The organism is Mycobacterium sp. NGS63 (genome assembly GCF_059812295.1).
In genome coordinates this window covers 129,669-155,302 of record NZ_JCALCJ010000007.1, presented here as the reverse complement: position 1 = coordinate 155,302, position 25,634 = coordinate 129,669, and the positions used below count along the sequence as shown (strand labels likewise).

25 protein-coding genes are annotated in these 25,634 nt (G+C 67.4%); 11 read left to right on the top strand and 14 right to left on the bottom strand.

Features of this window, described 5'->3' with window-relative positions:
* Nucleotides 1–75 precede the first annotated feature (75 nt).
* Nucleotides 76–939 (top strand): cyclopropane mycolic acid synthase PcaA, encoded by an 864-nt coding sequence (gene pcaA / locus AC5Y4Z_RS19170; RefSeq protein ID WP_499966189.1) that lies wholly within the window; start codon nucleotides 76–78, stop codon nucleotides 937–939.
* Between the two features lie 19 nt (nucleotides 940–958).
* On the opposite strand, the gene AC5Y4Z_RS19165 is transcribed toward pcaA, so the two are convergent.
* The 3 genes from AC5Y4Z_RS19165 to AC5Y4Z_RS19155 form a co-directional block, all read right to left on the bottom strand.
* Complete coding sequence (locus AC5Y4Z_RS19165) at nucleotides 959–1,816, bottom strand: 3-hydroxybutyryl-CoA dehydrogenase (RefSeq protein ID WP_499966188.1); 858 nt, start codon at nucleotides 1,814–1,816, stop codon at nucleotides 959–961.
* An 86-nt stretch (nucleotides 1,817–1,902) separates the two neighbouring features.
* Nucleotides 1,903–3,189: an isocitrate lyase gene (aceA, locus tag AC5Y4Z_RS19160; RefSeq protein WP_499966186.1), complete on the bottom strand. Its 1,287-nt coding sequence runs from the start codon at nucleotides 3,187–3,189 to the stop codon at nucleotides 1,903–1,905.
* Nucleotides 3,190–3,451: 262 nt separating this feature from the next.
* A complete protein-coding gene (locus AC5Y4Z_RS19155; RefSeq protein ID WP_499966184.1) occupies nucleotides 3,452–4,246 on the bottom strand; it encodes an acyl-ACP thioesterase domain-containing protein in 795 nt (264 codons plus the stop codon).
* Nucleotides 4,247–4,405: 159 nt separating this feature from the next.
* Here AC5Y4Z_RS19155 and ramB point away from each other — a divergent pair, with 159 nt between their 5' ends.
* Entirely contained in the window at nucleotides 4,406–5,821 is a 1,416-nt protein-coding gene (gene ramB / locus AC5Y4Z_RS19150) for an acetate metabolism transcriptional regulator RamB (protein ID WP_499966183.1), read from the top strand.
* Nucleotides 5,818–6,384, top strand: coding sequence for a carboxymuconolactone decarboxylase family protein (locus AC5Y4Z_RS19145; RefSeq protein ID WP_499966182.1), 567 nt, complete (start codon nucleotides 5,818–5,820; stop codon nucleotides 6,382–6,384). The genes ramB and AC5Y4Z_RS19145 overlap by 4 nt, the downstream gene beginning before the upstream one ends.
* Before the next feature lie 6 nt (nucleotides 6,385–6,390).
* Here AC5Y4Z_RS19145 and AC5Y4Z_RS19140 read toward each other — a convergent pair whose 3' ends face one another.
* Genes AC5Y4Z_RS19140 through exaC form a run of 6 tightly spaced genes read right to left on the bottom strand, consistent with a single transcriptional unit; the run spans nucleotide 6,391 to nucleotide 10,920 of the window.
* Nucleotides 6,391–6,669, bottom strand: coding sequence for a hypothetical protein (locus tag AC5Y4Z_RS19140; RefSeq protein WP_499966181.1), 279 nt, complete (start codon nucleotides 6,667–6,669; stop codon nucleotides 6,391–6,393).
* An 8-nt stretch (nucleotides 6,670–6,677) separates the two neighbouring features.
* Complete coding sequence (lpdA, locus tag AC5Y4Z_RS19135; RefSeq protein WP_499966180.1) at nucleotides 6,678–8,072, bottom strand: dihydrolipoyl dehydrogenase; 1,395 nt, start codon at nucleotides 8,070–8,072, stop codon at nucleotides 6,678–6,680.
* Nucleotides 8,073–8,110: 38 nt separating this feature from the next.
* On the bottom strand, nucleotides 8,111–8,665 hold the full coding sequence (locus tag AC5Y4Z_RS19130; protein ID WP_499966179.1) for a hypothetical protein: 555 nt from the start codon (nucleotides 8,663–8,665) through the stop codon (nucleotides 8,111–8,113).
* Nucleotides 8,658–8,936: a putative holin gene (locus AC5Y4Z_RS19125; protein WP_499966177.1), complete on the bottom strand. Its 279-nt coding sequence runs from the start codon at nucleotides 8,934–8,936 to the stop codon at nucleotides 8,658–8,660. The genes AC5Y4Z_RS19130 and AC5Y4Z_RS19125 overlap by 8 nt, the downstream gene beginning before the upstream one ends.
* Complete coding sequence (locus AC5Y4Z_RS19120) at nucleotides 8,933–9,397, bottom strand: DUF779 domain-containing protein (RefSeq protein ID WP_499966175.1); 465 nt, start codon at nucleotides 9,395–9,397, stop codon at nucleotides 8,933–8,935. The genes AC5Y4Z_RS19125 and AC5Y4Z_RS19120 overlap by 4 nt, the downstream gene beginning before the upstream one ends.
* Nucleotides 9,397–10,920 (bottom strand): acetaldehyde dehydrogenase ExaC, encoded by a 1,524-nt coding sequence (gene exaC / locus AC5Y4Z_RS19115; protein ID WP_499966174.1) that lies wholly within the window; start codon nucleotides 10,918–10,920, stop codon nucleotides 9,397–9,399. Before exaC ends, AC5Y4Z_RS19120 begins: the two co-directional genes overlap by 1 nt.
* Before the next feature lie 58 nt (nucleotides 10,921–10,978).
* Between exaC and AC5Y4Z_RS19110 the strand changes: the two genes are divergently transcribed.
* Both AC5Y4Z_RS19110 and AC5Y4Z_RS19105 read left to right on the top strand, forming a co-directional pair.
* Nucleotides 10,979–12,982, top strand: a complete 2,004-nt coding sequence (locus tag AC5Y4Z_RS19110) for a prolyl oligopeptidase family serine peptidase (protein WP_499966173.1) — start codon at nucleotides 10,979–10,981, stop codon at nucleotides 12,980–12,982.
* A 65-nt stretch (nucleotides 12,983–13,047) separates the two neighbouring features.
* A complete protein-coding gene (locus AC5Y4Z_RS19105; protein WP_499966171.1) occupies nucleotides 13,048–13,290 on the top strand; it encodes a hypothetical protein in 243 nt (80 codons plus the stop codon).
* On the opposite strand, the gene AC5Y4Z_RS19100 is transcribed toward AC5Y4Z_RS19105, so the two are convergent.
* A complete protein-coding gene (locus AC5Y4Z_RS19100; RefSeq protein ID WP_499966169.1) occupies nucleotides 13,277–14,536 on the bottom strand; it encodes a hypothetical protein in 1,260 nt (419 codons plus the stop codon). The two genes, AC5Y4Z_RS19105 and AC5Y4Z_RS19100, sit on opposite strands and share 14 nt — an antisense overlap.
* Before the next feature lie 70 nt (nucleotides 14,537–14,606).
* Between AC5Y4Z_RS19100 and AC5Y4Z_RS19095 the strand changes: the two genes are divergently transcribed.
* From AC5Y4Z_RS19095 to AC5Y4Z_RS19080, 4 genes are all read left to right on the top strand, one after another.
* A complete protein-coding gene (locus tag AC5Y4Z_RS19095; RefSeq protein WP_499966167.1) occupies nucleotides 14,607–14,918 on the top strand; it encodes a hypothetical protein in 312 nt (103 codons plus the stop codon).
* A gap of 10 nt (nucleotides 14,919–14,928) precedes the next feature.
* Complete coding sequence (locus AC5Y4Z_RS19090; RefSeq protein ID WP_499966165.1) at nucleotides 14,929–15,855, top strand: crotonase/enoyl-CoA hydratase family protein; 927 nt, start codon at nucleotides 14,929–14,931, stop codon at nucleotides 15,853–15,855.
* Nucleotides 15,856–15,921: 66 nt separating this feature from the next.
* Entirely contained in the window at nucleotides 15,922–16,368 is a 447-nt protein-coding gene (locus tag AC5Y4Z_RS19085) for a DUF5078 domain-containing protein (RefSeq protein ID WP_499966163.1), read from the top strand.
* A gap of 171 nt (nucleotides 16,369–16,539) precedes the next feature.
* Entirely contained in the window at nucleotides 16,540–16,893 is a 354-nt protein-coding gene (locus AC5Y4Z_RS19080; protein WP_499966161.1) for a hypothetical protein, read from the top strand.
* 21 nt (nucleotides 16,894–16,914) lie between these two features.
* Here AC5Y4Z_RS19080 and AC5Y4Z_RS19075 read toward each other — a convergent pair whose 3' ends face one another.
* The 3 genes from AC5Y4Z_RS19075 to AC5Y4Z_RS19065 all read right to left on the bottom strand — a co-directional run bounded on the left by AC5Y4Z_RS19075 (nucleotide 16,915) and on the right by AC5Y4Z_RS19065 (nucleotide 21,249).
* Nucleotides 16,915–19,845 carry an MMPL/RND family transporter gene (locus AC5Y4Z_RS19075; RefSeq protein WP_499966159.1) on the bottom strand — a complete coding sequence of 977 codons (2,931 nt, stop codon included), beginning with the start codon at nucleotides 19,843–19,845 and terminating at the stop codon, nucleotides 16,915–16,917.
* Complete coding sequence (locus AC5Y4Z_RS19070) at nucleotides 19,842–20,396, bottom strand: MmpS family transport accessory protein (protein ID WP_499966158.1); 555 nt, start codon at nucleotides 20,394–20,396, stop codon at nucleotides 19,842–19,844. Before AC5Y4Z_RS19070 ends, AC5Y4Z_RS19075 begins: the two co-directional genes overlap by 4 nt.
* Nucleotides 20,397–20,553: 157 nt before the next feature.
* Entirely contained in the window at nucleotides 20,554–21,249 is a 696-nt protein-coding gene (locus tag AC5Y4Z_RS19065; RefSeq protein WP_499966157.1) for a TetR/AcrR family transcriptional regulator, read from the bottom strand.
* Between the two features lie 234 nt (nucleotides 21,250–21,483).
* Here AC5Y4Z_RS19065 and AC5Y4Z_RS19060 point away from each other — a divergent pair, with 234 nt between their 5' ends.
* Nucleotides 21,484–21,906: an MmpS family transport accessory protein gene (locus tag AC5Y4Z_RS19060; protein WP_499966156.1), complete on the top strand. Its 423-nt coding sequence runs from the start codon at nucleotides 21,484–21,486 to the stop codon at nucleotides 21,904–21,906.
* Entirely contained in the window at nucleotides 21,903–24,788 is a 2,886-nt protein-coding gene (locus AC5Y4Z_RS19055; RefSeq protein WP_499966154.1) for an MMPL/RND family transporter, read from the top strand. The genes AC5Y4Z_RS19060 and AC5Y4Z_RS19055 overlap by 4 nt, the downstream gene beginning before the upstream one ends.
* Here AC5Y4Z_RS19055 and AC5Y4Z_RS19050 read toward each other — a convergent pair.
* Entirely contained in the window at nucleotides 24,776–25,633 is an 858-nt protein-coding gene (locus AC5Y4Z_RS19050; RefSeq protein ID WP_499966152.1) for a hypothetical protein, read from the bottom strand. The two genes, AC5Y4Z_RS19055 and AC5Y4Z_RS19050, sit on opposite strands and share 13 nt — an antisense overlap.
* Nucleotide 25,634: the final 1 nt, after the last annotated feature.

Below are 25,634 nucleotides of genomic sequence, written 5' to 3'. Positions count from 1 at the left end.
CATCGGGGGTGTACCCGCGGAGCCTGGCGTTTCAGGACGCGCGGAACCCCGAGATAACGAAAGGCCATACTCCTAATGTCTGTGCAGCTCACGCCGCATTTCGGGAATGTGCAAGCGCACTACGATCTGTCGGACGACTTCTTCCGGCTGTTCCTCGACCCGAGCCAGACGTACAGCTGCGCATACTTCGAGCGGGACGACATGACGCTCGCCGAGGCCCAGATCGCCAAGATCGACCTGTCGCTGTCCAAGCTGCGCCTGGAGCCGGGGATGACGCTGCTGGACATCGGCTGCGGGTGGGGCGCCACCCTGCGACGCGCCATCGAGAAATACGACGTCAACGTGGTGGGCCTGACGCTGTCGGAGAACCAGGCCGAGCACGTGCAGAAGTCGTTCGACGCGATGGACACCAAACGCACCCGGCGGGTGCTGCTGGAGGGCTGGGAGAAGTTCGACGAGCCCGTCGACCGCATCGTTTCGATCGGCGCATTCGAGCACTTCGGCCGCGTTCGCTACACGCGCTTTTTCAAGATGGCCTACCGGGTGCTGCCGGCCGACGGCGTCATGCTGCTGCACACCATCTCGCGTCCCACCTTCAAGGACGCCCGCGCCAAGGGCCTGCCGCTGACCCACGAGATCGTCCACTTCACCCAGTTCATCCTGGCCGAGATCTTCCCGGGCGGCTGGCTGCCGACGATCCCGTCGGTCGAGGAGCACGCGACGGGCGCGGGGTTCAAGGTGACGCGGATCCAGTCGCTGCAGCTGCACTACGCGCGGACCCTGGAGACCTGGGCCGCGGCGCTCGAGGCCAACCGGGACCAGGCGATCGCCATCCAGTCGCAAGAGGTCTACGACCGCTACATGAAGTACCTGACCGGCTGCGCCAAGCTGTTCCACCAGGGCTACACCGACGTCAACCAGTTCACCTGCGAGAAGTAAGGGAACGGCCGCCGAGCCGTCAGTACGAGTAGAAGCCCTGCCCCGACTTTTTGCCGAGCCGGCCCGCTTCGACCATGCGCAATAGCAGCGGGGGCGGACCGTATTGCGGTTCCTTGAATTCCTCGAACATTTTGTCCGCGATGAGTTTGAGGGTGTCCAGGCCGACGAGATCGGACAGCCGCAGCGGCCCCATGGGGTGCGACAGCCCGGCGACGACGGCCTTGTCGACGTCCTCGACGCTGGCGAAGCCGGCCTCCACCATCCGGATCGCCGACAGCAGGTAGGGCACCAGCAGCGCGTTCACCACGAAGCCGGACCGGTCGGAGCAGCGCACCACCTGCTTGCCCAGCACCGCGCCGGCGAACTCCTCGGTGCGTGCGGCGGCGGCTTCGTCGGTGACCAGCGTGCACACCAACTCGACCAGCGGCAGCACCGGGACGGGGTTGAAGAAGTGCAGGCCCAGTACGCGTTGCGGGTTCTTGGTGGCCGCGGCGATCTTCATGATCGGGATGCTCGACGTGTTGGACGCCAGCACCGCGTCGGGATCGGTGACGACCCGGTCCAGGTCGGCGAACACCTGCGCCTTGACGGCCTCGTCCTCGATGATGGCCTCGATCACCAGTTGCCGGTCGGCCAGGTCCTTCAGGTCGGTGGTGAAGGTGAGCTGGCCGAGCGCGCGGTCGCGCTCGCGCTCGGTCACCTTGCCCGCGCTGACCCCCCGCTCCAGCGACTTCACGATGCGGTTGCGGCCCGCCGTGATCAACGCCTCGGTGGTCTCGAACACGGTCACGTCGACACCCGCGCGCACGGCGACCTCGGCGATGCCGGAGCCCATCTGCCCGGCCCCGACAACGCCCACCCGCTGGATCGCTGCCATTACTCCTCCTTATATGCGCGAGCAGACGCAAAAGCCCCTAATTGCGCGGCAAAAAGGGGACTTTTGCGTCTGGTCGGCAGACTAACTCAGTGGAACTGGCCCTCTTCGGTCGAGCCGGTCAGCGCGGTGGTCGACGAGTTGGGGTCGACCGTGGTGGCGATGCGGTCGAAGTAGCCGGCGCCGACCTCGCGCTGGTGCTTGGTCGCGGTGTAGCCGCGCTCCTCGGCGTTGAACTCGCGCTCCTGCAGCTCCACGTAGGCGCTCATCTGGTTGCGGGCGTAGCCGTAGGCCAGATCGAACATCGAGTAGTTCAGGGCGTGGAAGCCGGCCAGCGTGATGAACTGGAACTTGAATCCCATTGCGCCGAGCTCCTTTTGGAACTTGGCGATGGTCGCGTCGTCGAGGTGCTTCTTCCAGTTGAACGACGGCGAGCAGTTGTAGGCCAGCATCTGGTCCGGGAACTCGGACTTGACGCCCTCGGCGAACTTCGCCGCCAGCTCCAGGTCCGGGGTGCCGGTCTCCATCCAGATCAGGTCGGAGTACGGCGCGTAGGCCTTGGCCCGGGCGATGCACGGCTCCAGGCCGTTGCGCACCCGGTAGAAGCCTTCCTTGGTCCGCTCACCGGTGATGAACGGCAGATCGCGCTCGTCGACGTCCGAGGTGATCAGCGTCGCCGCCTCGGCGTCGGTCCGGGCGATCACGACCGTCGGGACGCCGGCGACGTCGGCCGCCAGGCGGGCCGAGGTCAGGGTGCGGATGTGCTGCTGGGTCGGGATCAGCACCTTGCCGCCGAGGTGGCCGCACTTCTTCTCCGAGGCCAGCTGATCCTCCCAGTGCGACCCCGCGACGCCTGCGGCGATCATGGCCTTCTGCAGCTCGTAGACGTTGAGCGCGCCGCCGAAGCCGGCCTCACCGTCGGCGACGATCGGGGCCAGCCAGTTCTCCACCGACCGGTCGCCCTCGACCTTGGCGATCTGGTCCGCGCGCAGCAGCGCGTTGTTGATCCGGCGAACCACCTGCGGCACCGAGTTGGCCGGGTACAGGCTCTGGTCCGGGTAGGTGTGGCCGGACAGGTTGGCGTCACCGGCGACCTGCCAACCCGACAGGTAGATGGCCTTCAGGCCGGCGCGCACCTGCTGGACGGCCATGTTGCCGGTCAGCGCGCCCAGCGCGTTGACGAACTCCAGCTCGTGCAGCTGCTCCCACAGCACCTCGGCGCCGCGGCGCGCCAGGGTGTGCTCCTCCACGACGGTGCCCTGCAGCGCGACGACGTCCTCGGCGCTGTAGGTGCGGGTGACGCCCTTCCACCGCGGGTTCGTGTCCCAGTCGTGCTGGATCTGCTCGGCGCTCTTGGGGGTGCCAACGACAGACATCGGCCTACTCCTTAACGGATCATGTGAATGGTTACCGCCGCACAGCTGTAGCTAGAGGCTCAACTTCACTGGCGTGCTAACTCGACGATGGCACAGCTTGTTACCGCAGGTCCACCCGTTTCATTTGCCAATTTCGGCAACGACTTCGAGCGATTTTGCAAATCTTGCGAAGAAGCGCCGCGGCTGAAACGTTTCAGAAGCTACCCGTCAGTAACCACATTCTCGCAGGTCAGGGCCCAAATCTGCGGGGGCGGCGATTTCGCTACAGAGCGAAGAGCGCGGCGACGGCTTTTGTCTCGTCGCCGACGGCGTATGTGAGCGTTGTAACAGGCCGATCGGCCAGGTTGGGGCCGAATTGATCGGTCGAGCCGGCCGGGTGGACGTGCGAGATGATCTCCAGCTTGTCCCCCAGCGCGACCGGCGCCTCGTGCTCGATCGTGGTGCGCAGCGGACCCTGCATCAGCTCGGGGTGCGAGGCCAGGTAGTCCTCGATGACGCTCCAGTACACCGAGTTGTTCATGTGGTCGAACAGGTCGATGTCGGTCACCCGGACCGGGAACTCGTGGATCTCGGTCGCGTCGTCGCGGCCGCCCGGCTTCAGGTAGCCCTTCCACCGCAACCGGTGCACGTCCGTCGTCTTGTGCAGCCCCGCCAAAAAGTCGTCGGCGATGCGCGACGGCGTCTGGGTCTCCTTGTTGATGTTGATCCAGAACGCCTCGGACTCGATCAGGCCGCCCTTGCGCCCGTCGATGCGAACCCGCATCTCACACCACCGGTTCGACGTGCCCGAACACCAGCGCCGACACCGCAGCATGTCCTGGAACTCGATCGGGCGGATCAGGTCGACCATGGTGCGCCGGACGATCCACAGCGGATGCGTCTCCTCGAAGCCCATCTCGCGCAGCTGGTCCTGGCCGATGTCCTGGATGTGCCGGGCGCCGGCGTCCAGCCGCAGCCGCCCGGTGCGGTCGATGTCACCGACGCGCAGCGGCCACTCGCGGTCGAAGACGTCGGGGTGGCCGTCGGGCACCGGCATCATGGTCTTGTCCAGGCTCACGGCTCTCCCCCTTTTCCTCCTCGTCGGTACCTCAGGTTAACCCCGCACCCCGACGCGAATGATGCCAAATCGCCTCTCGAAAACACCAATCGTGGCCGCAGCGCGCCGCGGTGCCAACTCTGCGAATCGCGCCTTCGCAGCGGCCGGTAGGCTCGTCGGGTGGCCAAAACGTTCGTCGGCTCCCGCGTCCGCCAGCTGCGCAACGAGCGCGGCTTCTCGCAGGCCGCGCTGGCGCAAATGCTGGAGATCTCGCCGAGCTACCTCAACCAGATCGAGCACGACGTCCGTCCGCTGACGGTGGCCGTGCTGCTGCGGATCACCGAGGTGTTCGGGGTCGACGCGACCTTCTTCGCGTCCCAGGACGACACCCGGCTGGTCGCCGAGCTGCGCGAGGTGACCATGGACCGCGACCTGGACATCGACGTCGACCCGACCGAGGTGGCCGAGATGGTCGGCGCGCATCCGGCCCTGGCCCGCGCGGTGGTCAACCTGCACCGGCGCTACCGGATCACCACGGCGCAGCTGGCCGCCGCCACCGAGGAGCGCTACTCCGACGGCAGCGGCAGCGGGTCGATCACCATGCCGCACGAAGAGGTGCGCGACTACTTCTACCAACGCCAGAACTACCTGCACGAGCTGGACACCGCCGCCGAGGACCTCACCACCAAGATGCGGTTGCACCACGGCGACCTGGCCCGCGAGCTGACCCGCCGGCTCACCGAGGTGCACGGCGTGCACATCATCCGGCGCATCGACCTCGGCGACACCGTCCTGCACCGCTACGAGCCCGGCACCAAGACGCTGGAGATCAGCAACCACCTGTCCTCGGGTCAGCAGGTCTTCAAGATGGCGGCCGAACTGGCGTACCTCGAGTTCGGCGACCTGATCGACAGCCTCGTCGCCGAGGGCAAGTTCACCAGCGAGGAGTCGCACACCCTGGCGCGGCTGGGACTGGCCAACTACTTCGCCGCCGCCGCGGTGCTGCCCTACCGCCAGTTTCACGACGTCGCCGAGAATTTCCGCTACGACGTCGAGCGGCTGTCGTCGTTCTACTCGGTGAGTTACGAGACCATCGCACACCGGCTTTCGACGTTGCAGCGCCCGACGATGCGGGGGGTGCCGTTCTCGTTCGTGCGGGTGGACAGGGCCGGCAACATGTCAAAACGACAGTCGGCCACCGGCTTTCACTTCTCCTCCAGCGGCGGGACGTGCCCGCTGTGGAACGTCTACGAGACGTTCGCCAACCCGGGCAAGATCCTGGTGCAGATCGCCCAGATGCCCGACGGCCGCAACTACATGTGGGTGGCCCGCACCGTGGAACGCCGCGCCGCGCGGTATGGTCAGCCCGGTAAGACCTTCGCAATCGGGCTGGGCTGCGAGCTTCGCCACGCGCACCGTCTCGTGTACTCGGAAGGACTCGACTTGTCCGGCGAGATCGCCACACCGATCGGGGCGGGTTGCCGCGTCTGCGAACGGGACAACTGCCCGCAGCGGGCGTTCCCGGCGCTGGGCCGCGCGCTCGACCTCGACGAGCACCGCAGCACCGTGTCCCCGTATCTGGTGAAGCAGCCGTGACCGCCCCGGCGCACGGCCGCATCCCGTCGGGCCGATTCCGCGAGCTCGGCCCGATCAACTGGGTGGTGGCCAAGCTCGGCGCGCGCACGGTGAAGGCACCGGAGTTTCATCTGTTCACCACCCTGGGGCAGCGCCAGTTGTTGTTCTGGGCCTGGGCGTTTTACGGCGCCCGCCTGCTGCGGGGACGGCTGCCCGCGCCCGACACCGAGCTGGTGATCCTGCGCGTGGCGCATCTGCGCGCGTGCGAATACGAGCTGCAACACCATCGCCGGCTGGCGCGCCGGGCGGGGCTGGACCCCGACACGCAGGCGGTGATCTTCGCCTGGCCGGACGCGCCGGACGGCGACGGACCCCGCAGGATACTGTCCGCGCGGCAGCAGGCGCTGCTGAGGGCGACCGACGAGTTCGTCAAGGACCGCACGCTGTCCGATGCCACCTGGCAGCAGCTGGCCGGTCATTTGGACCGGCGCCAGCTCATCGAATTCTGCCTGCTGGCAAGCCAATACGACGGGCTGGCCGCCACCATGTCGGCGCTGGCGATCCCGTTGGACCACCCTCGTTAGTCCGAGTCAGAAGTAGACGTCGGCCAGCACGGCCAGCGTCAGCGCCACGGGCAGGATCGGCAGGCCGAAGCCGAACGCCGACCATGCGTATCTGCGGCGGCGGCGCTGCAGCGACGCCCACAGCGTGGCGCACACCGCCAGCGCGAGCGACAACAACAGCACCGTCGGGGCCCATCGGCCCACCGCCGCGTTGTCGTCGGCGATCGAAAAGGCCACCAGCCACAGGACATAACCCGTCGCGGCGCCGCCGAGGACGCCCAGCACGGTGTCGCTGCGAATGATCATCGGCGCACTCAGAAGTTGATCATGTGGCCGACCAGGCCGTGGAAGCACTCCTGCAGCGCCTCCGACATGGTCGGGTGGGTGTGCACGTTGCGGGCCAACTCGGTGGCGGTCAGGTCCCACTTCTGGGCCAGCGTCAGCTCGGGCAGCAGCTCGGAGACGTCGTGGCCGATGAGGTGCCCGCCCAGCAGCTCGCGGTAGCGGCCGTCGGCCACCAGCTTGACGAAGCCGCTGGGATCGCCCAGGCCATGGGCCTTGCCGTTGGCGGTGAAGGGGAATTTGGCCACCACGACGTCGTAACCTTCGTCGCGGGCCTGCTGCTCGGTGAGCCCGAAGCTGGCGACCTGGGGCTGGCAGAACGTCGCGCGCGGGAGCATGCGGTAGTCGCCGAGCGCCAAAGTCTCTGCGCCGGCGATGGTTTCGGCCGCCACCACGGCCTGGGCCTCGGCGACGTGGGCCAGCTGCAGCTTGCCGGTGACGTCGCCGATGGCGTAGATGTGGTCGACGTTGGTGCGCATGTAGTCGGTGATGCCGATCGCCTTGCGGTCGGTCAGGGCGACCCCTGCGGCCTCGAGTCCGTAGCCTTCGACGTTGGGCGCAAAACCGATGGCCTGCAACACTTTTTCGGCCTTCAGTTCCTCGGCCTTGCCGTCCTTGCTGACGACCACGCGCACCTCGGCGCCGTTGTCGTCGATCGACTCGACCTTGGTTCCGGTGAGGACCTTGATGCCCAGCTTCTTGAACTGCTTTTCGATCTCCTTGGAGACGTCGGCGTCCTCGTTGGGCAGCGCGCGGGGCAGGAACTCCACGATGGTCACGTCGACCCCGTAGTTGCGCAGCACGTAGCCGAACTCCATACCGATGGCCCCGGCCCCGGCGATGACGATCGAGGCCGGCAGCTCGCGCGAGAGGATCTGTTCCTCATAGGTGACGACGTTGGCCGACAGCGACGTTCCGGGAACCAGCCGGGTGCTGCTGCCGGTGGCGATGATGGCGTTGTCGAACGTGACCGTCTCGATTCCGCCGTCGTTCAATTCGACGGACAGCGTGCGGGAGTCGGTGAACCGGCCATACCCGTGGATCTCGGTGATCTTGTTCTTCTTCATCAGGAAGTGCACGCCGGCGACGCGGCCCTCGGCCACCTTCCGGCTGCGGTCGAAGGCGATCCCGTAGTCGAACGTCGCCTCCCCGTTGATGCCGAAAGTCTTGGCCTCTTTGGTGAAGATGTGGGCGAGCTCGGCGTTGCGCAGCAACGCCTTGGACGGGATGCAGCCGACGTTGAGGCACACCCCGCCCCAATACTTCGGCTCGACGATTGCGGTGCTGCGGCCCAGCTGCGCCGCGCGGATGGCGGCGACATACCCACCCGGACCGGCCCCGAGGACGACGACGTCGTAATGAGTCACGGCCACCACCCTAGTGGCCTCGGCTCACGGCGAGCCCGTTAGTACGGGATGACGCCGATCAGGCAGTGGCCGGTGTGCGCGCAGTAGTAGTACCCGTACAGCGGGGCCGCGGCGGCGACGGAGGCAAAGGGCCCGGACATGACCGCCAGCGACAGCGCCGACAGGAGCGAATTGCCCTGCACCATCGCGAGCATGACGCCGCACACGGCGCACGCCACGACGTAGACCAGGACCGCGAACACCGCGGGCGTCTTGTCGACCGAGTGGTACCACCAGTAGAACAGCCCGAGCCCGACGACGGCGGCCACCGCCCACACGCCGAAAACCACCAGGACCAGGTGCCACCACTTGAGGTAGATGTAGCGGCCGGGAACGGTGACCGGCTGCACCGGCGCGCCGTCGGCCTCGGCCCCCGCCTCCTCGACAGGCTCCTCCGCGGCCGGCTCCGCGGCGGGCTCGTCCCCCTGCTCTTCCGCGACCGGAATCGGCTGCGAGCCGGTGTCGTCGTCGAAATCGGGGACGAAGGCCTCGGTCCCCGGGCTCGACTCGCGTTCGGCGTCGTCCTTGTCCTTGTCCTTGTCCTTGTCAGCCACCGGAGGCCACCTGCATGGCGACGAGCACGCCGAACCATCCCGGCGCGAGCGACAGGACGAACGCGCCGACCATGGTGACCCAGCGTCGCCCGGAGAGCAGGACCGTCAGCAGCCCGGTGACGGTGGGAATCCCGACCACCAGCGCGATGACGACGTCCGGGCGCATCCTCGCGTGGACCAGCACCGTGAGCGCGACCCCGGCCAACAGCCCGACCGCGCAGCCGACCAGCATGGCGCCGGCCAGCAGCCACGGGCGCGGCAGCGGGATCACTCCACCACCCGGCCGCGCGCCGGCGGGCGCTCGCCGCGCTCGTAGGCGGCGCCGGTGATGACGGGCGCGCCCCGCAACGCGGCCCGCTCTTCGTCGGTGAACGCGCGCCCGCGGGACAGAAACCGCACGCCCTCCGGGGCCTCCAGGCTGAACCCGCCGCCGCGGCCCGGCACCACGTCGATCACCAGCTGCGTGTGCTTGTCGGCGTAGTGCGCCTGGTACTGCGGGCCCGAAATCCACACCGGCACCCCATCGGAGCCCGAGCCCACGTCGAGCACGCCCAGCAGCACGTCGCGGTCGCCCACCAGGAAGTCGCCGCGCGGGTAGCACATCGGCGACGACCCGTCGCAGCAGCCGCCGGACTGGTGGAACATCAGCGGGCCGTGCCGCTCGTGCAGCCGCGCCAGCAGTTCGGCGGCGGCCGCGGTGATCGCCACCCCCGGCGGGGCACCCGAGCCCATCAGAAGAAGCCCTGCGCCTTATTGCTGTAGGACACCATCAGGTTCTTGGTCTGCTGGTAGTGGTCGAGCATCATCTTGTGGTTCTCCCGGCCGATGCCGGACTGCTTGTAGCCGCCGAACGCCGCGTGCGCGGGATACACGTGGTAGCAGTTCACCCACACCCGGCCGGCCTGGATGTCGCGGCCGGCCCGGTAGGCGGTGTTGCCGTCGCGGCTCCACACCCCCGCACCCAGCCCGTAGAGGGTGTCGTTGGCGATCGAGATGGCGTCGTCGTAGTCGGCGAACGACGTCACCGCCACCACCGGCCCGAAGATCTCCTCCTGGAAGACCCGCATCGCGTTGTTGCCGCCGAAGATGGTGGGCTGCATGTAGTAGCCACCGGAGAGGTCGCCACCCAGCTCGGCGCGCTCCCCGCCGGTGATGACCTTGGCGCCCTCGTTCTTGCCGATCTCGATGTAGGACAGGATCTTTTCCAGCTGGTCGTTCGACGCCTGGGAACCGAGCATCGTCTCGCTGTCCAGCGGGTCGCCCTGCCGGACCGCCTTGGTGCGGATCGCGGCCAGCTCCAGGAACTCGTCGTAGATGTCGGCCTGGATCAGGCTGCGCGACGGGCAGGTGCACACCTCGCCCTGGTTGAGGGCGAACATGGTGAAGCCCTCCAGCGCCTTGTCCTGGAACTCGTCGCCGGCTGCCATCACGTCGGAGAAGAACACGTTGGGGCTCTTGCCGCCGAGCTCGAGGGTCACCGGGATCAGGTTCTGGCTGGCGTACTGCATGATCAACCGCCCGGTGGTGGTCTCCCCGGTGAACGCGATCTTGGCGATCCGGTTGCTCGACGCCAGCGGCTTGCCCGCCTCGGCGCCGAATCCGTTGACCACGTTGACAACTCCCGGCGGCAGCAGGTCACCGATCAGCGACATCAGGTAGAGCACCGAAACCGGTGTCTGCTCGGCGGGTTTGAGCACCACCGCGTTGCCCGCCGCCAGCGCCGGCGCCATCTTCCACGCGGCCATCAGGATCGGGAAGTTCCACGGGATGATCTGCCCCACCACGCCGAGCGGCTCGTGGAAGTGGTAGGCGACGGTCTCCTCGTCGATCTGGCTCAGCGAACCCTCCTGCGCGCGGATCGCCCCGGCGAAGTACCGGAAGTGGTCGGCGGCCAGGGGGATGTCGGCGGCCAACGCCTCGCGGACCGGCTTGCCGTTGTCCCAGACTTCGGCCACGGCCAGCGCGGCCGTGTTCTGCTCGATGCGATCGGCGATCTTGTTGAGGATCGCCGCCCGCTCGGCCGGCGCGGTCCTGCCCCAGGCCGGGGCCGCCGCGTGCGCGGCGTCGAGCGCCTTGTCGATGTCGGCCTCGTCGGAGCGGGCCACCTCGCAGAAGGTCTGGCCGGTCACCGGCGTCGGGTTTTCGAAATAGCGCCCGCCCGCCGGCGCGAGCCAGTCGCCCCCGATGAAGTTGCCGTACCGGGATTCATACGACATCAGTGCCCCGGCAGAGCCCGGACGTGCGAAAACAGTCATCTGCCCGCCTCCTCGTGCGACCTCGTGTAACTCACCTCACACTACCGCCGGGGCGACAATGGCTCCCATGACGGCTGACCCTTACATGTGGCTCGAGGACGTGACCGGCGACGACGCGCTGGCGTGGGTGCGGGCGCGCAACGAACCGACCCTGGCGGAGTTCGGCGGGCCGGAGTTCGAGCGGATGCGCGGCGAGGCGCTCGAGGTGCTCGACACCGACGCGCGGATTCCGTATGTGGTGCGCCGCGGCGAGTATCTCTACAACTTCTGGCGCGACGCCGCCAACCCGCGCGGGCTGTGGCGGCGCACCACGCTGGACAGCTACCGCACCGACGCCCCCGAGTGGGACGTGCTGATCGACGTCGATCAACTGGGCCGGGTCGACGACGAAAAATGGGTATGGGCGGGGGCCGGCGTGATCGAACCCGACCACACCCGCGCGCTGGTCGGCCTGTCCCGCGGCGGCTCCGACGCGTCGATCGTGCGCGAATTCGACATGGCGACACGCGAATTCGTCGCCGGCGGCTTCGAGCTGCACGAGGCCAAGTCGCAGATCGCCTGGGCCGACCCGGACACCGTACTGGTGGGCACCGACTTCGGCGCGGACTCGCTGACCGAGTCCGGCTATCCACGCGTGGTCAAGCGCTGGCGGCGCGGCACGCCGCTGACCGCCGCCGAGACCGTCTTCGAGGGCGCCCGCTCCGACGTCCGCGTCTCCGCGTCGGTCGACCGGACGCCCGGGTTCGAGCGCACGTTCATCGGGCGGGCGCTGGACTTCTGGAACGAGGAGGTCTACGAGCTGCGCGGTGAGGAGCTGATCCGCATCGACGCGCCCACCGACGCGAGCGTGTCGATCCACCGCGATCACATCCTGATCGAGCTGCGCAGCGACTGGCACCTCGGCGGCGCCACGTACGCCGCGGGGTCGCTGCTGGCGGCCGGCTACGACGAGTTCCTCGCCGGCACAGCGCAATTGCGGGTGGTGTTCGAGCCCGACGAGCACACCGCCCTCAACCATTACGCGTGGACGAAGGACCGCCTGCTGATCGTCACGCTGGCCGACGTGGCCAGCCGCGTCGAGGTCGCCAGGCCGGGCGAATGGCGCCGCGAGCCCGTCGCGGGCATCCCCGCGGCGACCAACACCGTCGTGGTCGCCGCCGACGACACCGGCGACGAATTCTTCCTCGATTCCAGCGGATTCCTCACGCCGTCGCGGCTGATGCGCGGCGCTGGGACGCTCGAGGCGATCAAGTCCGCCCCGGCCTTCTTCGACGCCGAAAACCTCTCCGTGGCACAGTATTTCGTCAACTCCGACGACGGCACGCCGATCCCGTACTTCGTCGTCGGGCGCGCCGATGCCGACGGACCCTCCCCCACGCTGCTGAGCGGGTACGGCGGATTCGAATCCGCCAACACGCCGGCCTACAGCGGCGTGCTGGGCCGGCTGTGGCTGGCCCGCGGGGGAACCTACGCGGTGGCAAACATCCGCGGCGGCGGCGAGTACGGACCCGGGTGGCACACGCAGGCGATGCGCGAGGGGCGGCACAAGGTCGCCGAGGACTTCGCCGCGGTGGCAACCGATTTGGTGAAGCGCGGAATCACGACGCCCGAACGGCTGGGCGCGCGCGGCGGCAGCAACGGCGGGCTGCTGATGGGCATCATGCTCACCCAATACCCCGAGAAGTTCGGCGCGCTGGTCTGCGACGTGCCGCTGCTGGACATGCGGCGCTACCACCTGCTGCTGGCGGGGGCCTCGTGGATGGCCGAATACGGCGACCCCGACAACCCCGACGACTGGAAGTTCATCTCCGAATACTCCCCCTACCAGAACATTTCGGCGGCCCGCGACTACCCGCCGGTGCTGCTGACCACGTCCACCCGCGACGACCGGGTGCATCCGGGCCATGCCCGCAAGATGGCGGCCGCGCTCGAGGCCGCCGGCCACCGGGTCCGCTACTACGAGAACATCGAGGGCGGGCACGCCGGCGCGGCCGACAACGAACAGGTGGCGTTCAAGTCGGCGCTCAGTTTCTCGTTCCTGTGGCGGACGCTCACCGCGTGAGCGGGCAGGGTCGAGAGTTAAGCTCGATCGTGATGCAGCGGAAGTTGTCGAGGAAGGCATGGCTCATGGGCGCACTGAGGTTCGTCGGCTTGGCGATGGTGACGGCGGTCGCTCCGATCGCGCTCCTCATGGGAAGTGGCCCGGCGCACGCCGACAGCGACATCGGCAAGTCATGCTCCCCGGAGGGCGCCAAGGTGTGGGGCAACCCCGGCCCCATCTTTTGCGGGCGCCAGGCCGACGGGCAACTGCAATGGGTGCCGATTCCCGTCGACGCGATGTGCGTGGCGTTCTGCGTCAACCATCCATAAACGGGTCGTCCTCGCCCCGTTTCCGGCGACTGATCAGCAACGCGACCAGGCAAGCCGCCGTCGCCAGCCCCCCGTAGCTCAGCGCCGAGCGCCACCAGTGTTCGCCGGGCTGGGTCGGTTCCTTGAGCGCGGTCAGCGCCACCAGGTAGCCGCCGTTGTCGGTCGGCCCGGCAGCCGGTAGCGACTGCGTCCTGATCACCCTGATCTGGGCGGCGCTGCCGGGCTCGTTCACCTGACCCCAGGCCAGCGTGGAGTCGTCGAACAGGAACGTGTCCTGGCCGCCCGCGGGCTGGCCGGCGTCGTGGCCCAGCACCTCCACCTGGCCCACCGCCACGGTCTGGTTGTCGGCGGCCACCTGGACGGCCACGTCGTGGTAGACCTCCGGGCGCGGCGGCGGGATGTATTGCGGCGGCGGCGGGCCGTTTGACCCCGGCGGCGGTATCGAGGCCCCGCCGCGGAAGCTGCCCGCCGCCACATGGCTGTAACCGACCGCGGTGAACGGGAAGACGCCGGAGGCAGCGGCGTCGAGCACGATCCGGCCGCCGGCGGGCACGAACGCCTCCCGGTCGGCGCCGTCGTAGAAGTAGCGGAAGGTGATCGCCTCGCTGAGCGGGTTGTACAGGGCCGGCCGGTGGTTGTCGTCGTAGTCGATGTAGTCCCAATGCCGGGGGCGCACCAGGTCCTGATTGCCGGCCTTGACCACGTCGATGTTGCCGTTATGGGCGTCGACCACGTTCTGCACCTGGCGATTGAAGTCATACACCCGACTCGGCGGCTCCAGCGGGCTGGCGGGGTTGATGCGCGTCGCCGGTGCGGCCTTGGCGTCCTCGACCGCCTGCGGTGGCGCCTCCAGACCCTTCGGCGGTGTCACCACCGGAGCGTTTTGCGGCGCCCCGGGCCCCACCGGGTTGAGCTTCGGGGTCTGCACGGCGATCGTGGTTGGCGGGGAACTGGGCGGAACGCGCTCCGGCGGCTGCACCGGCGGCAAGGGCTCCGGCGGGACCGGCTCCGGGGTCCACACCGGCACCCGGCTCGGCGACGGCTGGACCGTGCGGGGCGGGGCGGGGTTGTAGCAGACGTTCGCCGTCCCATACGCCTCGACGTAGGCCAGGCAGTTCTGGCACGACACGGGGTTCGATCCCTCGCCGGCGCACGGGGCCGCTTGCGCCGCAACGGGTGTGGTCGCCACGACCGAGAGCGGGGCGAGCGCTATCGCGGCCGCCGCCGTCGCAAAAATCCTGCCCATTCCGCCCTGACCGCAGACGACCCTTTCACGCCCCCCGAGGGGAAATGCTAGACCCCATAAGATCGTCGGCGTGACAGCGACCGACCGCATCGAACTCACCCTGCTGGCGACGGGGCTGATCTTCATCATCGCCGGGGCGGCGCAGGCGCGGTTCCGCTTCATCGCCGAGCGTCGTCCCGGCCGCCGGTTCTACTGGGCCACCTCGATCATCGGCATCGTTTCCTTCGCGGCCGGGGTGGGCAAAATCTGGCCCAACGCCGTCCTCGCCGCGGCCATCTTCCTTGCCGTCGTCGTCTTCTCGGCCTACCTCACGACGCCGTATCTCAAAATCGGCGACCGCATCTATGCGTCATCGCCGGAAAATCGCCAGCCCGATCCCTAAGTTTGGGGCTATGCCAACACCCGGGCCGAGCCCCGAATTCGAGACCCTGCTGTACAAAACCGCCGGCCCGGTCGCGACGATCACGCTGAACCGCCCCGAGCAGCTCAACACCATCGTTCCGCCGATGCCCGACGAGATCGAGGCGGCCGTCGGGCTGGCCGAGCGCGACCCCGGCGTCAAAGTCATCGTGTTGCGCGGCGCCGGCCGCGCCTTCTGTGCGGGCTACGACTTCGGCGGCGGCTTCGAGCACTGGGGTGAGGCGATGATGACCGACGGCCGGTGGGACCCCGGCAAGGATTTCGCCGTCATCACCGCCCGCGAAACCGGACCGCATCAGAAGTTCATGGCCATCTGGCGGGCGACCAAGCCGGTGATCGCGCAGGTGCACGGCTGGTGCGTCGGCGGGGGCAGCGACTACGCGCTGTGCGCCGACCTCGTCATCGCCAGCGAGGACGCCGTGATCGGCACCCCGTACAGCCGGATGTGGGGGGCGTATCTGACCGGCATGTGGCTGTACCGGCTGGGCCTGGCCAGGGTCAAGTGGCACGCGCTCACCGGCCGGCCGCTGACCGGTGTGCAGGCCGCGGAGGTCGAGCTGATCAACGAGGCGGTGCCGTTCGAACGGCTGGAAGCCCGCGTCGCCGAGATCGCCGCCGAGCTGGCGCGCATCCCGCTGTCGCAGCTGCGCGCGCAGAAGCTGATCGTCAACCAGGCCTACGAGAACATGGGGCTGGCGTCCACCCAGTTGCTGGGCGGCATCCTCGACGGCCTGATGCGCAACACCCCCGACGCGCTCGATTTCATCAAGACCGCCCAGGCCGACGGGGTGCGCGCGGCGGTCGAGCGCCGCGACGGTCCGTTCGGCGACTACAGCCAGGCCCCGCCGGAACTGCGACCGGACCCGCGCCACGTCATCGTCCCTGATCGCGACGGATAGTGAGATGGGCTACGAATTCGGGATCGGGCCCCCCGCACCGGGCCCGAAAGTGTTACGGTAGCCACTATGTCTCGGCTGAGTTCTGGCGTGCGTGCAGGCGCCGTTTTCGTTGCACTTTTGCTCGCCGCTGCGGCCTTCCCCAAGACCGCCGCGGCCGATTCCACTGAAGACTTTCCGGTCCCCCGCAGGCAGATCCAGACCACCTGCGACGCCGAGCAGTACCTGGCGGCCGCCCGGGACACCAGCCCGGTGTACTACCAGCGGTACATGATCGACTTCAACAACCACCCCAACCTGCAGCAGGCGGTCATCGACAAGGCGCACTGGTTTTACTCCCTGTCGCCGGCCGACCGCAGGAATTACTCTGAGAATTTCTACAATGGCGATCCCCTGACGTTCGCCTGGGTCAACCACATGAAGATCTTCTTCAACAACAAGGGCGTCGTGGCCAAGGCCACCGATGTGTGCAACCAGTACCCGCCCGGCGACATGTCGGTATGGAACTGGTCGTAAATCCACCCTGGTCTTTATTGGCGTACGAGTTTAAACTCGGCGACTGTCGGGAATCACGTTTTTCCCCGAGTCTGGGGACAAATCAATAGTTCTTGACTGGCATTCCGCTGATGCGGAGTCGTCAGTCCGCTCGACCAGTTTAGCCAGGACTTACATCATGCTCATGCCGGGATGCGCCGCCTCAGTGAGGACGCGATGAGCGTCGTCGACCCGCAGTCAGACGCGCTGGCCGCCCTCGACTGGCAGGAGATCGCCTGCCAAGCCGACGCCGGCTGCGCCAACCGCGCCACCCACATCGTCTACCGGCACGCCGTGGACCAGTGCAACCGGCCCAACCTCGACCCGTCGGGCAACGTCGTCGAGATCCTGTGCATCGGCTGCGTGCGCCGGCTCAAGGCCCAGGTCTTGGCGCAGGTCGACCGGATCAACCGCTGCCCGGGCGGCTACTGCCTGACGTGCGGGGCGCCGGTGCACAAGCTGAGCGACGTCATGCGCAAGATGGTGCAACTGCGCACCTACGCCTGAACCACGCCTGGCCCCCCAAAATCAGCGCGGTTGTACCAATCCGCCCGCCGGGTGCTCGTCGACGTCGTTGAGGATCAGCTCGCGCACGGCGCGGCGCGGTCCGTACGGCCGCAGCATGGTGCTGGCCGGCCGTGGACGCACGTGCTGCGGCCACCAGAACCAGCGCCCGAGCAGGCTGGCCAGCGAGGGTGTCATGAACGACCGCACGATCAAGGTGTCGAACAACAAGCCCAGCGCGATCGTCGTACCGACCTGGGCCATCACCAGCAGCGGGCTGAACATGAACGTGGCCATGGTGGCGGCGAACACCAGACCGGCGGAAGTGACCACCGAGCCCGAACCGGCCACCGCGCGGATCGTCCCTGTCTTCAGCCCGGCGTGGATTTCCTCCTTGAACCGCGATATGAGCAGCAGGTTGTAGTCCGAGCCGACCGCCAGCAGCAGGATGATCGCCATCGCCAGCACCATCCAGTGCAACTTCATGCCCAGGATGTACTGCCATAGGAGCACGGAGAGCCCGAATGAGGCGCCCAGTGACAGCAACACCGTACCGACGATCACAAAGGCCGCCACGACGCTTCGGGTGATCACCAGCATGATGATGAAAATCAGTGTGGCTGCGGCAATTCCGGCGATCAGCAGGTCGATGTTGGAGCCGTCGTGCATGTCCTTGTACGTCGCGGCGGTGCCGCCGAGGTAGACATGGGCGCCCTCCCAGGGCGTGCCCTTGATCGCCTCGTGCACGGCCTGCTTGATCGGTTCGATGTGGCGGATGCCTTCGGGACTCGCCGGGTCGCCTTCATGGGAGATGATCAACCGGACGGAGTGCCCATCCGGCGAGATGAACTGCTTGAGACCCCGCGCGAAATCCGGGCTCTTGAACGCCTCCGGCGGGAGGTAGAACGTGTCGTCATTTTTAGCCTTATCGAAGGCATCGCCTTGGGCGGTGGCGTTGTCGGACTGCGCTTTCGCCTGTTCGTTGAGACCCTGCGTGATCGCATAATTCGACATGACGGTCTCGAGGTTGCGCTGCTGACTCTCGATCTGCGGCGGGATCAGCGCCACCAGCTGCGGCTGGATCTGGTCCAGCTTGTCCAGATTCGCGCTGAGCTCCACGATGTTCTGAGCCACCTGGTCGATGCCGTCGAGCGCGTTGAAGACCGACCGGAGCGCCCAGCAGATCGGAATGTCGTAGCAGTGCCTCTCCCAGTAGAAGAAGCTGCGGATCGGCCGGAAGAAGTCGTCGAAGTTGGCGATGTCGTCGCGCAAAGCCTCGGTGATCTTCACGGTTTCTTTGGTGAGCCTGGTGGTTTCGTGCGTCGTGTTACTGAGGTCCTGGGTCACCTGCATCTGCTGATGTAGCGTCGCCATCGTCTTCTTGAGCTCGTCCGCCTGCTTGAGCAGGTTCGCCGCCTGCTCTTCCTGATAGTGCTGGGTCTGGATCCGCCCCGCGGCTTGTGCGCCCATCTGAAAACCGAGGGTGCTGTGGTCGAGTGGCGTGCCCAACGGCCGGGTGATGGTCTGCACCCGGCCGATACCGGGGATGTGGAAGACCGCCTTGGCAACCTTGTCCAGGATCAGGAAATCGGCCGGGTTGCGCAGGTCGTGATCGGTCTCGATCATCAACAGCTCAGGATTGAGCCGAGCCTGGTCGAAGTGACGGTCCGCGGCGGCGTAACCGACGTTGGCCGGGGTGTCGGCCGGCAGGAAGTGGCGGTTGTCGTAGTCCGTCTTGTAACCGGGCAGGGCGAGCAGGCCAACCAATGCCACCCCGATGGTCACCGCGAGAACCGGTGCGGGCCAGCGGACGACCGCGGTGCCGATGCGACGCCAGCCCCGGGTCTGCAGCGTGCGCTTCGGATCCATGAGCTTGAAGAACGACGCCACCGTCAGCACCGCCGGGCCCAGCGTCAACGCCGCGAGAACCGCCACCAGCATGCCGACGGCACACGGCACCCCCAGTGACTGGAAGTACGGCAACCGGCAGAAGCTCAGGCAGTACATCGCGCCGGCGATGGTCAGGCCGGACCCCAGCACGACATGCGCGGTGCTGTGGAACATGGTGTAGAACGCTTTTTCGCGGGTCTCGCCCAGCCCGCGCGCCTCGTGATAGCGCCCGACCACGAAGATGGCGTAGTCCGTCCCGGCGGCGATCGCCATCAGCACCAGCATGTTGTTGGCGAAGGTGGAAAGCCCGATGATTCCGTAGTTTCCCAGCACTGCGACGACGCCGCGGGCCGCTGCCAGCTCGACGAACACCATGACCAGCATGATCAGCATGGTGACCACCGACCGATAGACGACCAGCAGCATCAGGATGATCACCGCGAAGGTGATGAGCGTGACAACCGCGACGCCCTTCTCACCCGCGTGGGACTGATCAGCGAATAGCGGCCCAGCGCCGGTCACATACGCCTTGATTCCCGGTGGCGCGGGCACCGAGTCCACGATCTTGCGCACCGCCAGGGCGGACTCGTTGGCCAGGCCACCGCCCATGTTGCCCGCGAGGTAGACCTGGACGTACGCGGCCTTTTGATCATGGCTCTGGGAACCCGCCGCCGTCAGCGGATCACTCCAGAAATCCTGGACGTGCTGGACGTGTTTCTTGTCTTGCTCGACGCGCTTGACGATCTCGTCGTAATAGCGATGAGCGTCGGACCCGAGCGGCTTGTCGCCCTCCAGCAAGATCATGGCCGAGTTGTCGGAGTTGAACTCTTTGAACGTCGACCCGACCTTCATCATCGACTGAAAGGACGCCGCGTCAGTCGGACTCATCGACACCGAGTGGGTCTTGGCGACGACCTCCAGCTGCGGGGCCACGGTGTTGGTCACGAACACGATGCCCAACCACACCAGGACGACGGGCAGGGCAAGCCGGTGGATCATCCGCGGCAGGAACGGCGGGATCAGCGGCTGGTCGACGCGCGGCGGAGTTTCGTCTGGCGCGCTCATGCGGACTTGTCCAGGCAATAGACGAAGGCGTTGACGGTTTGGTTGGGATCTGAGCGATTCGGAGTCTTGATGACGTCACCGCTCCCGTCGTGCTTGTTCACCACGAACTGGCAGGCGATCCAACTGCCGTCTCCTTGTGCCACCAGGTTTGCCGGGATGCCGGGCTTCGTTGAACTCAATACTTTGCTCCAGGGCAAGGGCACGTTGAGGGCCTGCTGCGGATGGGAATTTTCGTCGAGGTAGTTGATCGTCGCCGTGCTGCCCGGTGGGCCCCAGACCTGCAGCGTGATCGTCTTGGCGTTGAACTCGTCGAGAACCTCGCCCGAGGTGCCGCCACCGAACGAACCTTTGTGAACGCCGAAGACGCCGTGCAATCGGTATACGACGAATCCCGACAGCGAGACCACGGCCACGATCGTGAGCACCAGCCAGAAGCGGCCCAGCAACCCCTTCTTCTTTTTCTTGGCGCGCGGTGGGGCGACCTTGTCGCCCTCGCTGCCGGCGGAGCCCAGCTTCATCAGCGGCTCCGTCCTCGGCTCAGTCGTCGTCATGGGCGCTTCAAGTCCTTCACCACGGGCGAAACACTAGATGGCCTATGTATAACCCTAGCTATGACCCACGGTTTCTTGTGGGTTTCGCTGCGGCGCTTGGTATCCGGCGCACCGGTTGCAGTTCGCCAGGCCACGGCGCCGTGGTCTCCTTTCCCGTTCATGACGACTCGGAGACGAGGCCGACGCAGGTAGCCGTCAGCACTCGGGTAAGTGCGGATGCGAAATCGATGTTCCACTCGGGTGGCAGGGCGTCCGGCTCCTCGGCGTAGGCGTTGGTGAGGCGCTCCGGCGGGTTCGCGATGTGCCAGAAGGCCGAGGCCAGCGAGTAGGCGGCGATCAGGATGTCGAAGGCGCCGGAGCGGCCGAGCACGGGTAGCGCGCGCTCGATCGCGTCGGCGAGCGCGATCGCGGCGGCGGCGATGGTGCGCCTGATCTCGACGACCCGGTCGACATGCACCTCGTGTTCGAGGTGCAGGTGCAAATTGGCGAGCAGGTCGCAAAACAGCGGGTCGGCGACCAGGCCGTTGGCCAGCGTCTCGGCCACCCGCGCCGGCTGCTGTGCCTCCAGCGGTCCCGGCTCGGCGAGTTCCGCGCACACCGCGTCCGACCATCGCACCCATCCCTCGGCGGCCAGGTGCAAGAGGACCTCCTTGTGGGAGGTGAAGTACCGGCGCACCGCCGAGTAGTGGATTCCGGCGCGGCTGGCGACGGCGGTCAGGGTGACCGACGCGACGCCGGTCTCCACCGCCAGCGACCGTGCGGCCTCGACGAGCGCCGCCGCACGCTGGCGCTTGTTTTCCTCCGTGCGGGCGCGCTGGAAGGCGAGTTGCGCCATCGGCAGAGGATAACGCACATTGTGTGATTTGTATAACGCACGTCGCGTGATTTCCAGGAACCGGCTCCGAGCAGAAGTTTTGCCCGTTACGCACGTGATATGCGTTACACTCCAGGGCGCGAGGGGAAGGAGTCAACGGTCCCGCCGGGGTGAACGAAACAGCATGCTTTACTTAGGCAAGCCTTAGCTGCGCTGCCGGGGCCGCGCGCCGGCGCCCACGCCAACCGTTGAAGGGGATATCCGATTTTCAAGGTGCTGTCCCGAACGTGGATTCCGCTGGTGATCCTGGTGGTGGTGGTCGTCGGCGGCTTCGTCGTGTTCCGGGTGCACGGCTACTTCGGGTCGCAGAAGCGCGAGTCGTATGCCGACAGCAACCTGCAAAACCCCAAGCCGTTCAACCCCAAGCGGATCGTCTACGAGGTGTTCGGCCCGTCCGGGACGACGGCCGACATCAGCTACTTCGACGTCAACGGCGACCCCCAGCGCGTCGACGGGGCCCCGCTGCCGTGGTCGCTGCGCGTCACCACCGACAAGGCGGCCGTCATGGGCAGCCTCATGGCGCGCGCCAGCGGCGATAGCGTCGGCTGCCGCATCACGGTCGACGACGTGGTCAAGGCCGAGCGCGTCTCCAACGAGGTCCACGCGTACACCTTCTGTCTGGTGAAGTCCGCGTGACCACCCCCTTCGCCAACAGCGCGACCCCCCACCCGGAGCGGCCGTTCCTGGCGCGCACGATCCACACCTTCGCGGTGCCAATCATTTTGTGCTGGGTGGGAATTGCCGTCGTGATGAGCCTGTTCGTCCCGTCGCTGGAGATCGTCGGGCAGGAGCGGTCGGTGTCGCTGAGCCCGCGGGACGCGCCGTCGGTCGTGGCGATGAAGCGCATCGGGCACGCCTTCGGCGAGGGCGAAACCGACAGCGCGGCGATGATCGTGATCGAGGGCGACCAGCCGCTGGGCGACGACGCCCACAAGTACTACGACGCGATGATCCGCAAGCTGCGCGAAGACAAGACGCACGTGCTCAGCATCCAGGACTTCTGGGGTGACCCGCTCACCGCGGCCGGCGCGCAGAGCAACGACGGCAAGGCCGCCACCGTCCAGGTGAACCTCGCGGGCAACCAGGGCGAGCCGCTGGCCACCGAATCCGTTCAGGCCGTGCGCAAAATCGTGAACAGCGTGCCCGCCCCGCCCGGGGTCAGGGCGTATGTGACCGGGGCGGCGGCGATGGCCGCGGACCTGCACCACAGCGGCGATAAGTCGATGCTCAAGATCACGCTGACCACGGTCGCGGTGATCCTGATCATGCTGCTGTTCGTCTACCGCTCGATCATCACCGTGATCCTGCTGCTGGTCACGGTCGGCTTCGAGCTGACCGCGGCGCGGGGGGCGGTCGCGCTGATCGGCCACTTCGGCTGGATCGGGCTGTCCACGTTCGCGGTGTCGCTGCTGACGTCGCTGGCGATCGCGGCCGGCACCGACTACGGCATCTTCATCATCGGCCGCTACCAGGAGGCCCGGCAGGCCGGTGAGGACCGGGAAACGGCGTTCTACACCATGTACCGGGGGACGGCCCACGTCATCCTGGGCTCCGGCCTGACGATCGCCGGGGCGACGTTCTGCCTCAGCTTCGCCCGCATGCCGTACTTCAAGACGTTGGGTGTCCCCTGCGCGGTGGGAATGCTGGTCGCGGTGGCGGTCGCGCTGACGTTGGGACCGGCGGTGCTGACCGTCGGCAGCCGGTTCGGCCTGTTCGACCCCAAGCGCAGGATCGGGGTCCGCGGCTGGCGTCGGGTCGGCACCGCGGTGGTCCGCTGGCCGCTGCCGATCCTGGCCGTCACGTGCGCCGTCGCCCTCATCGGCCTGATCACCCTGCCCGGCTACAAGGCCAGCTACAACGACCGGGAGTACCTGCCCAGTTTCATCCCCGCCAACGAGGGCCTGACCGCCGCCGACCGCCACTTCTCCCAGGCCCGGATGAAACCCGAGATCCTGATGATCCAGGCCGACCACGACATGCGTAACCCGGCCGACTTCCTGGTGCTCGACCGGCTGGCCAAGGGCATTTTCCGCGTCCCCGGCATCTCCCGCGTGCAGGCGATCACCCGGCCCGACGGGACGACCATGGACCACACGTCGATCCCGTTCCAGATGAGCATGCAGAGCGCCGGGCAGATGCAGAGCATGAAATACCAGCGCGACCAGATGAACAACATGCTCAAGCAGGCCGACGAGATGACCAAGACGATCGCCACCATGCAGCGCATGTACGCGCTGATGACGCAGCTCGTCGCGACCACGCACCGCATGGTCGGGGACACCGTGGAGATGCAGCAGATCACCAACGAGCTGCGCGACCGCATCGCCGACTTCGACGACTTCTGGCGGCCGATCCGCAGCTATTTCTATTGGGAGAGGCACTGTTTCGACATTCCGATCTGCTGGTCGATTCGCCAGATCTTCGACGCGCTGGACGGCGTGGACCAGATCACCGACAAGCTCGACACCCTGGTCGGTGACATCAAGGACCTCGATCGGCTGATGCCGCAGATGATCGCGCAATTCCCGCCGATGATCGAGACCATGCAGAACATGCGCACGATGATGCTGGACATGCACAGCACCATGTCCGGGATCTTCGCCCAGATGGACGAGATGAGCGACAACGCGACGGCGATGGGCCACGCCTTCGACGCCGCCAAGAACGACGACTCGTTCTACCTGCCCCCAGAGGTGTTCAAGAACAAGGACTTCCAGCGCGCCATGAAGAACTTCCTGTCCCCGGACGGGCGCTCGGCGCGCTTCATCATCCTGCACCGCGGCGACCCCGCCTCGGCCGAGGGAATCGCGAGCATCGACAAGATCCGCACCGCGGCCGAAGAGTCGCTCAAGGGAACACCTTTGGAGGACGCGAAGATCTACCTGGCCGGGACGGGGGCCGTCTTCAAGGACATCTCCGACGGCGCCAAATGGGACCTGGTGATCGCCGGCGTCTCGTCGCTGTGCCTGATCTTCATCATCATGCTGATCCTGACCCGCGCGCTGGTCGCCGCCGCGGTCATCGTTGGCACGGTGGCGATTTCGCTCGGGGCTTCGTTCGGTTTGTCGGTGCTGTTCTGGCAGCACATCCTGGGCATCCAACTGCACTGGCTGGTGCTGGCGATGTCGGTCATTGTCCTGCTGGCCGTGGGTTCGGACTACAACCTGCTGCTGGTGTCGCGGTTCAAACAGGAGATCCATGCCGGCCTGAATACCGGCATCATCCGGTCGATGGGCGGCACCGGCAAGGTGGTGACCAACGCGGGGCTGGTGTTCGCTTTCACGATGGCGTCGATGACCGTCAGCGACGTACGGATCATCGGCCAGGTGGGCACCACCATCGGTTTGGGCCTGCTGTTCGACACGCTGGTCGTGCGCGCGTTCATGACGCCGTCGATCGCCGCGCTGCTGGGGCGCTGGTTCTGGTGGCCGATCCGGGTGCGCTCCCGGCCGGCCCGGGTCCGCCCGCAGCCGATCGAGCCCCGCCCGCCGGACCGCTCCGTCGTCTACAGCGACTGACCTTTGTTCGCGAGCCCGCCCAGGATCGCGACCAGCACGCCCAACCCGATCAGCGCCGCGCCGGCGAGCAACGTCAGGTTGAGCCAGTCGCGCAGGCCCGCCCCGGCGTGGGCGATCATCACCTCCGCGACCTGGCGGACGTTGCCGGTGGTGCGGTTGAGCGCGCCGTTGACGTAGCCGCCGCCGGCCTCGATGGCCGCCCATCCCGCCGCGCCGACGAGTAGCGCCGAGACGCCCAGGCCGGTCAGGGCCTTGCCGCGGCGGCGGGCGGCGGCCAGCGTCAGCAGCGCGAAAAGGCCGCTCAGGGCGGTCGCGCCGATGCTCACCCAGGGACCCCAGGCGGCCAGCCGGTTCAGCTGTCCCTGCCGCAGCGACGAGGGCATCGACACCGCGAGCGGGATCGTCAGGTTCGCCGGCGCCGTGACGTGGTGGCGGCTCAGCACCCGCCGAAACGCGTCGTCGTGCAGCATCGGGCCCACGTCGAGGACCCACTGGTCGCCGCCGGCCCGCGGATCGGTGAACAGCCAGCCGTGCACCGCCCGGTTGGCCCGGGCGAACAGCGGCGGGAATTCCGGCCCCGCGGTGAAGGCGCTGGCGACGTCGTGCACCTCGGAGCCGTCCACCGGGTAGCGGCCGCCGCCGTGGGCGGCGATGAGCGCCATCGCGCGGGTGGTGAGCTCGGCCGCCATCGCTTTCTGCAGGGTGGGGTCGGCGGCGGCCCGCTGCGCCAGCGCGGCGTAGCCGTCCTCGCTGACCACGTTGAGCTGCGCCCACGCCGCGGGGATGGCCACGGCCAGCGCGACGGTGGTGGCCAGCCACAACACCGCGGTCGTCGCGAATCGCACG

Coding starts and splice junctions, on each gene's coding strand:
- pcaA (WP_499966189.1), top strand. CDS start 76: ATGTCTGTGCAGCTCACGCCGCATTTCGGGAATGTGCAAGCGCACTAC.
- AC5Y4Z_RS19165 (WP_499966188.1), bottom strand. CDS start 1,816: ATGGCAGCGATCCAGCGGGTGGGCGTTGTCGGGGCCGGGCAGATGGGC.
- aceA (WP_499966186.1), bottom strand. CDS start 3,189: ATGTCTGTCGTTGGCACCCCCAAGAGCGCCGAGCAGATCCAGCACGAC.
- AC5Y4Z_RS19140 (WP_499966181.1), bottom strand. CDS start 6,669: ATGATCATTCGCAGCGACACCGTGCTGGGCGTCCTCGGCGGCGCCGCG.
- AC5Y4Z_RS19120 (WP_499966175.1), bottom strand. CDS start 9,397: ATGGGCTCGGGTGCCCCGCCGGGGGTGGCGATCACCGCGGCCGCCGCC.
- exaC (WP_499966174.1), bottom strand. CDS start 10,920: ATGACTGTTTTCGCACGTCCGGGCTCTGCCGGGGCACTGATGTCGTAT.
- AC5Y4Z_RS19110 (WP_499966173.1), top strand. CDS start 10,979: ATGGCTCCCATGACGGCTGACCCTTACATGTGGCTCGAGGACGTGACC.
- AC5Y4Z_RS19105 (WP_499966171.1), top strand. CDS start 13,048: ATGGGCGCACTGAGGTTCGTCGGCTTGGCGATGGTGACGGCGGTCGCT.
- AC5Y4Z_RS19100 (WP_499966169.1), bottom strand. CDS start 14,536: ATGGGCAGGATTTTTGCGACGGCGGCGGCCGCGATAGCGCTCGCCCCG.
- AC5Y4Z_RS19090 (WP_499966165.1), top strand. CDS start 14,929: ATGCCAACACCCGGGCCGAGCCCCGAATTCGAGACCCTGCTGTACAAA.
- AC5Y4Z_RS19085 (WP_499966163.1), top strand. CDS start 15,922: ATGTCTCGGCTGAGTTCTGGCGTGCGTGCAGGCGCCGTTTTCGTTGCA.
- AC5Y4Z_RS19080 (WP_499966161.1), top strand. CDS start 16,540: ATGCGCCGCCTCAGTGAGGACGCGATGAGCGTCGTCGACCCGCAGTCA.
- AC5Y4Z_RS19075 (WP_499966159.1), bottom strand. CDS start 19,845: ATGAGCGCGCCAGACGAAACTCCGCCGCGCGTCGACCAGCCGCTGATC.
- AC5Y4Z_RS19070 (WP_499966158.1), bottom strand. CDS start 20,396: ATGACGACGACTGAGCCGAGGACGGAGCCGCTGATGAAGCTGGGCTCC.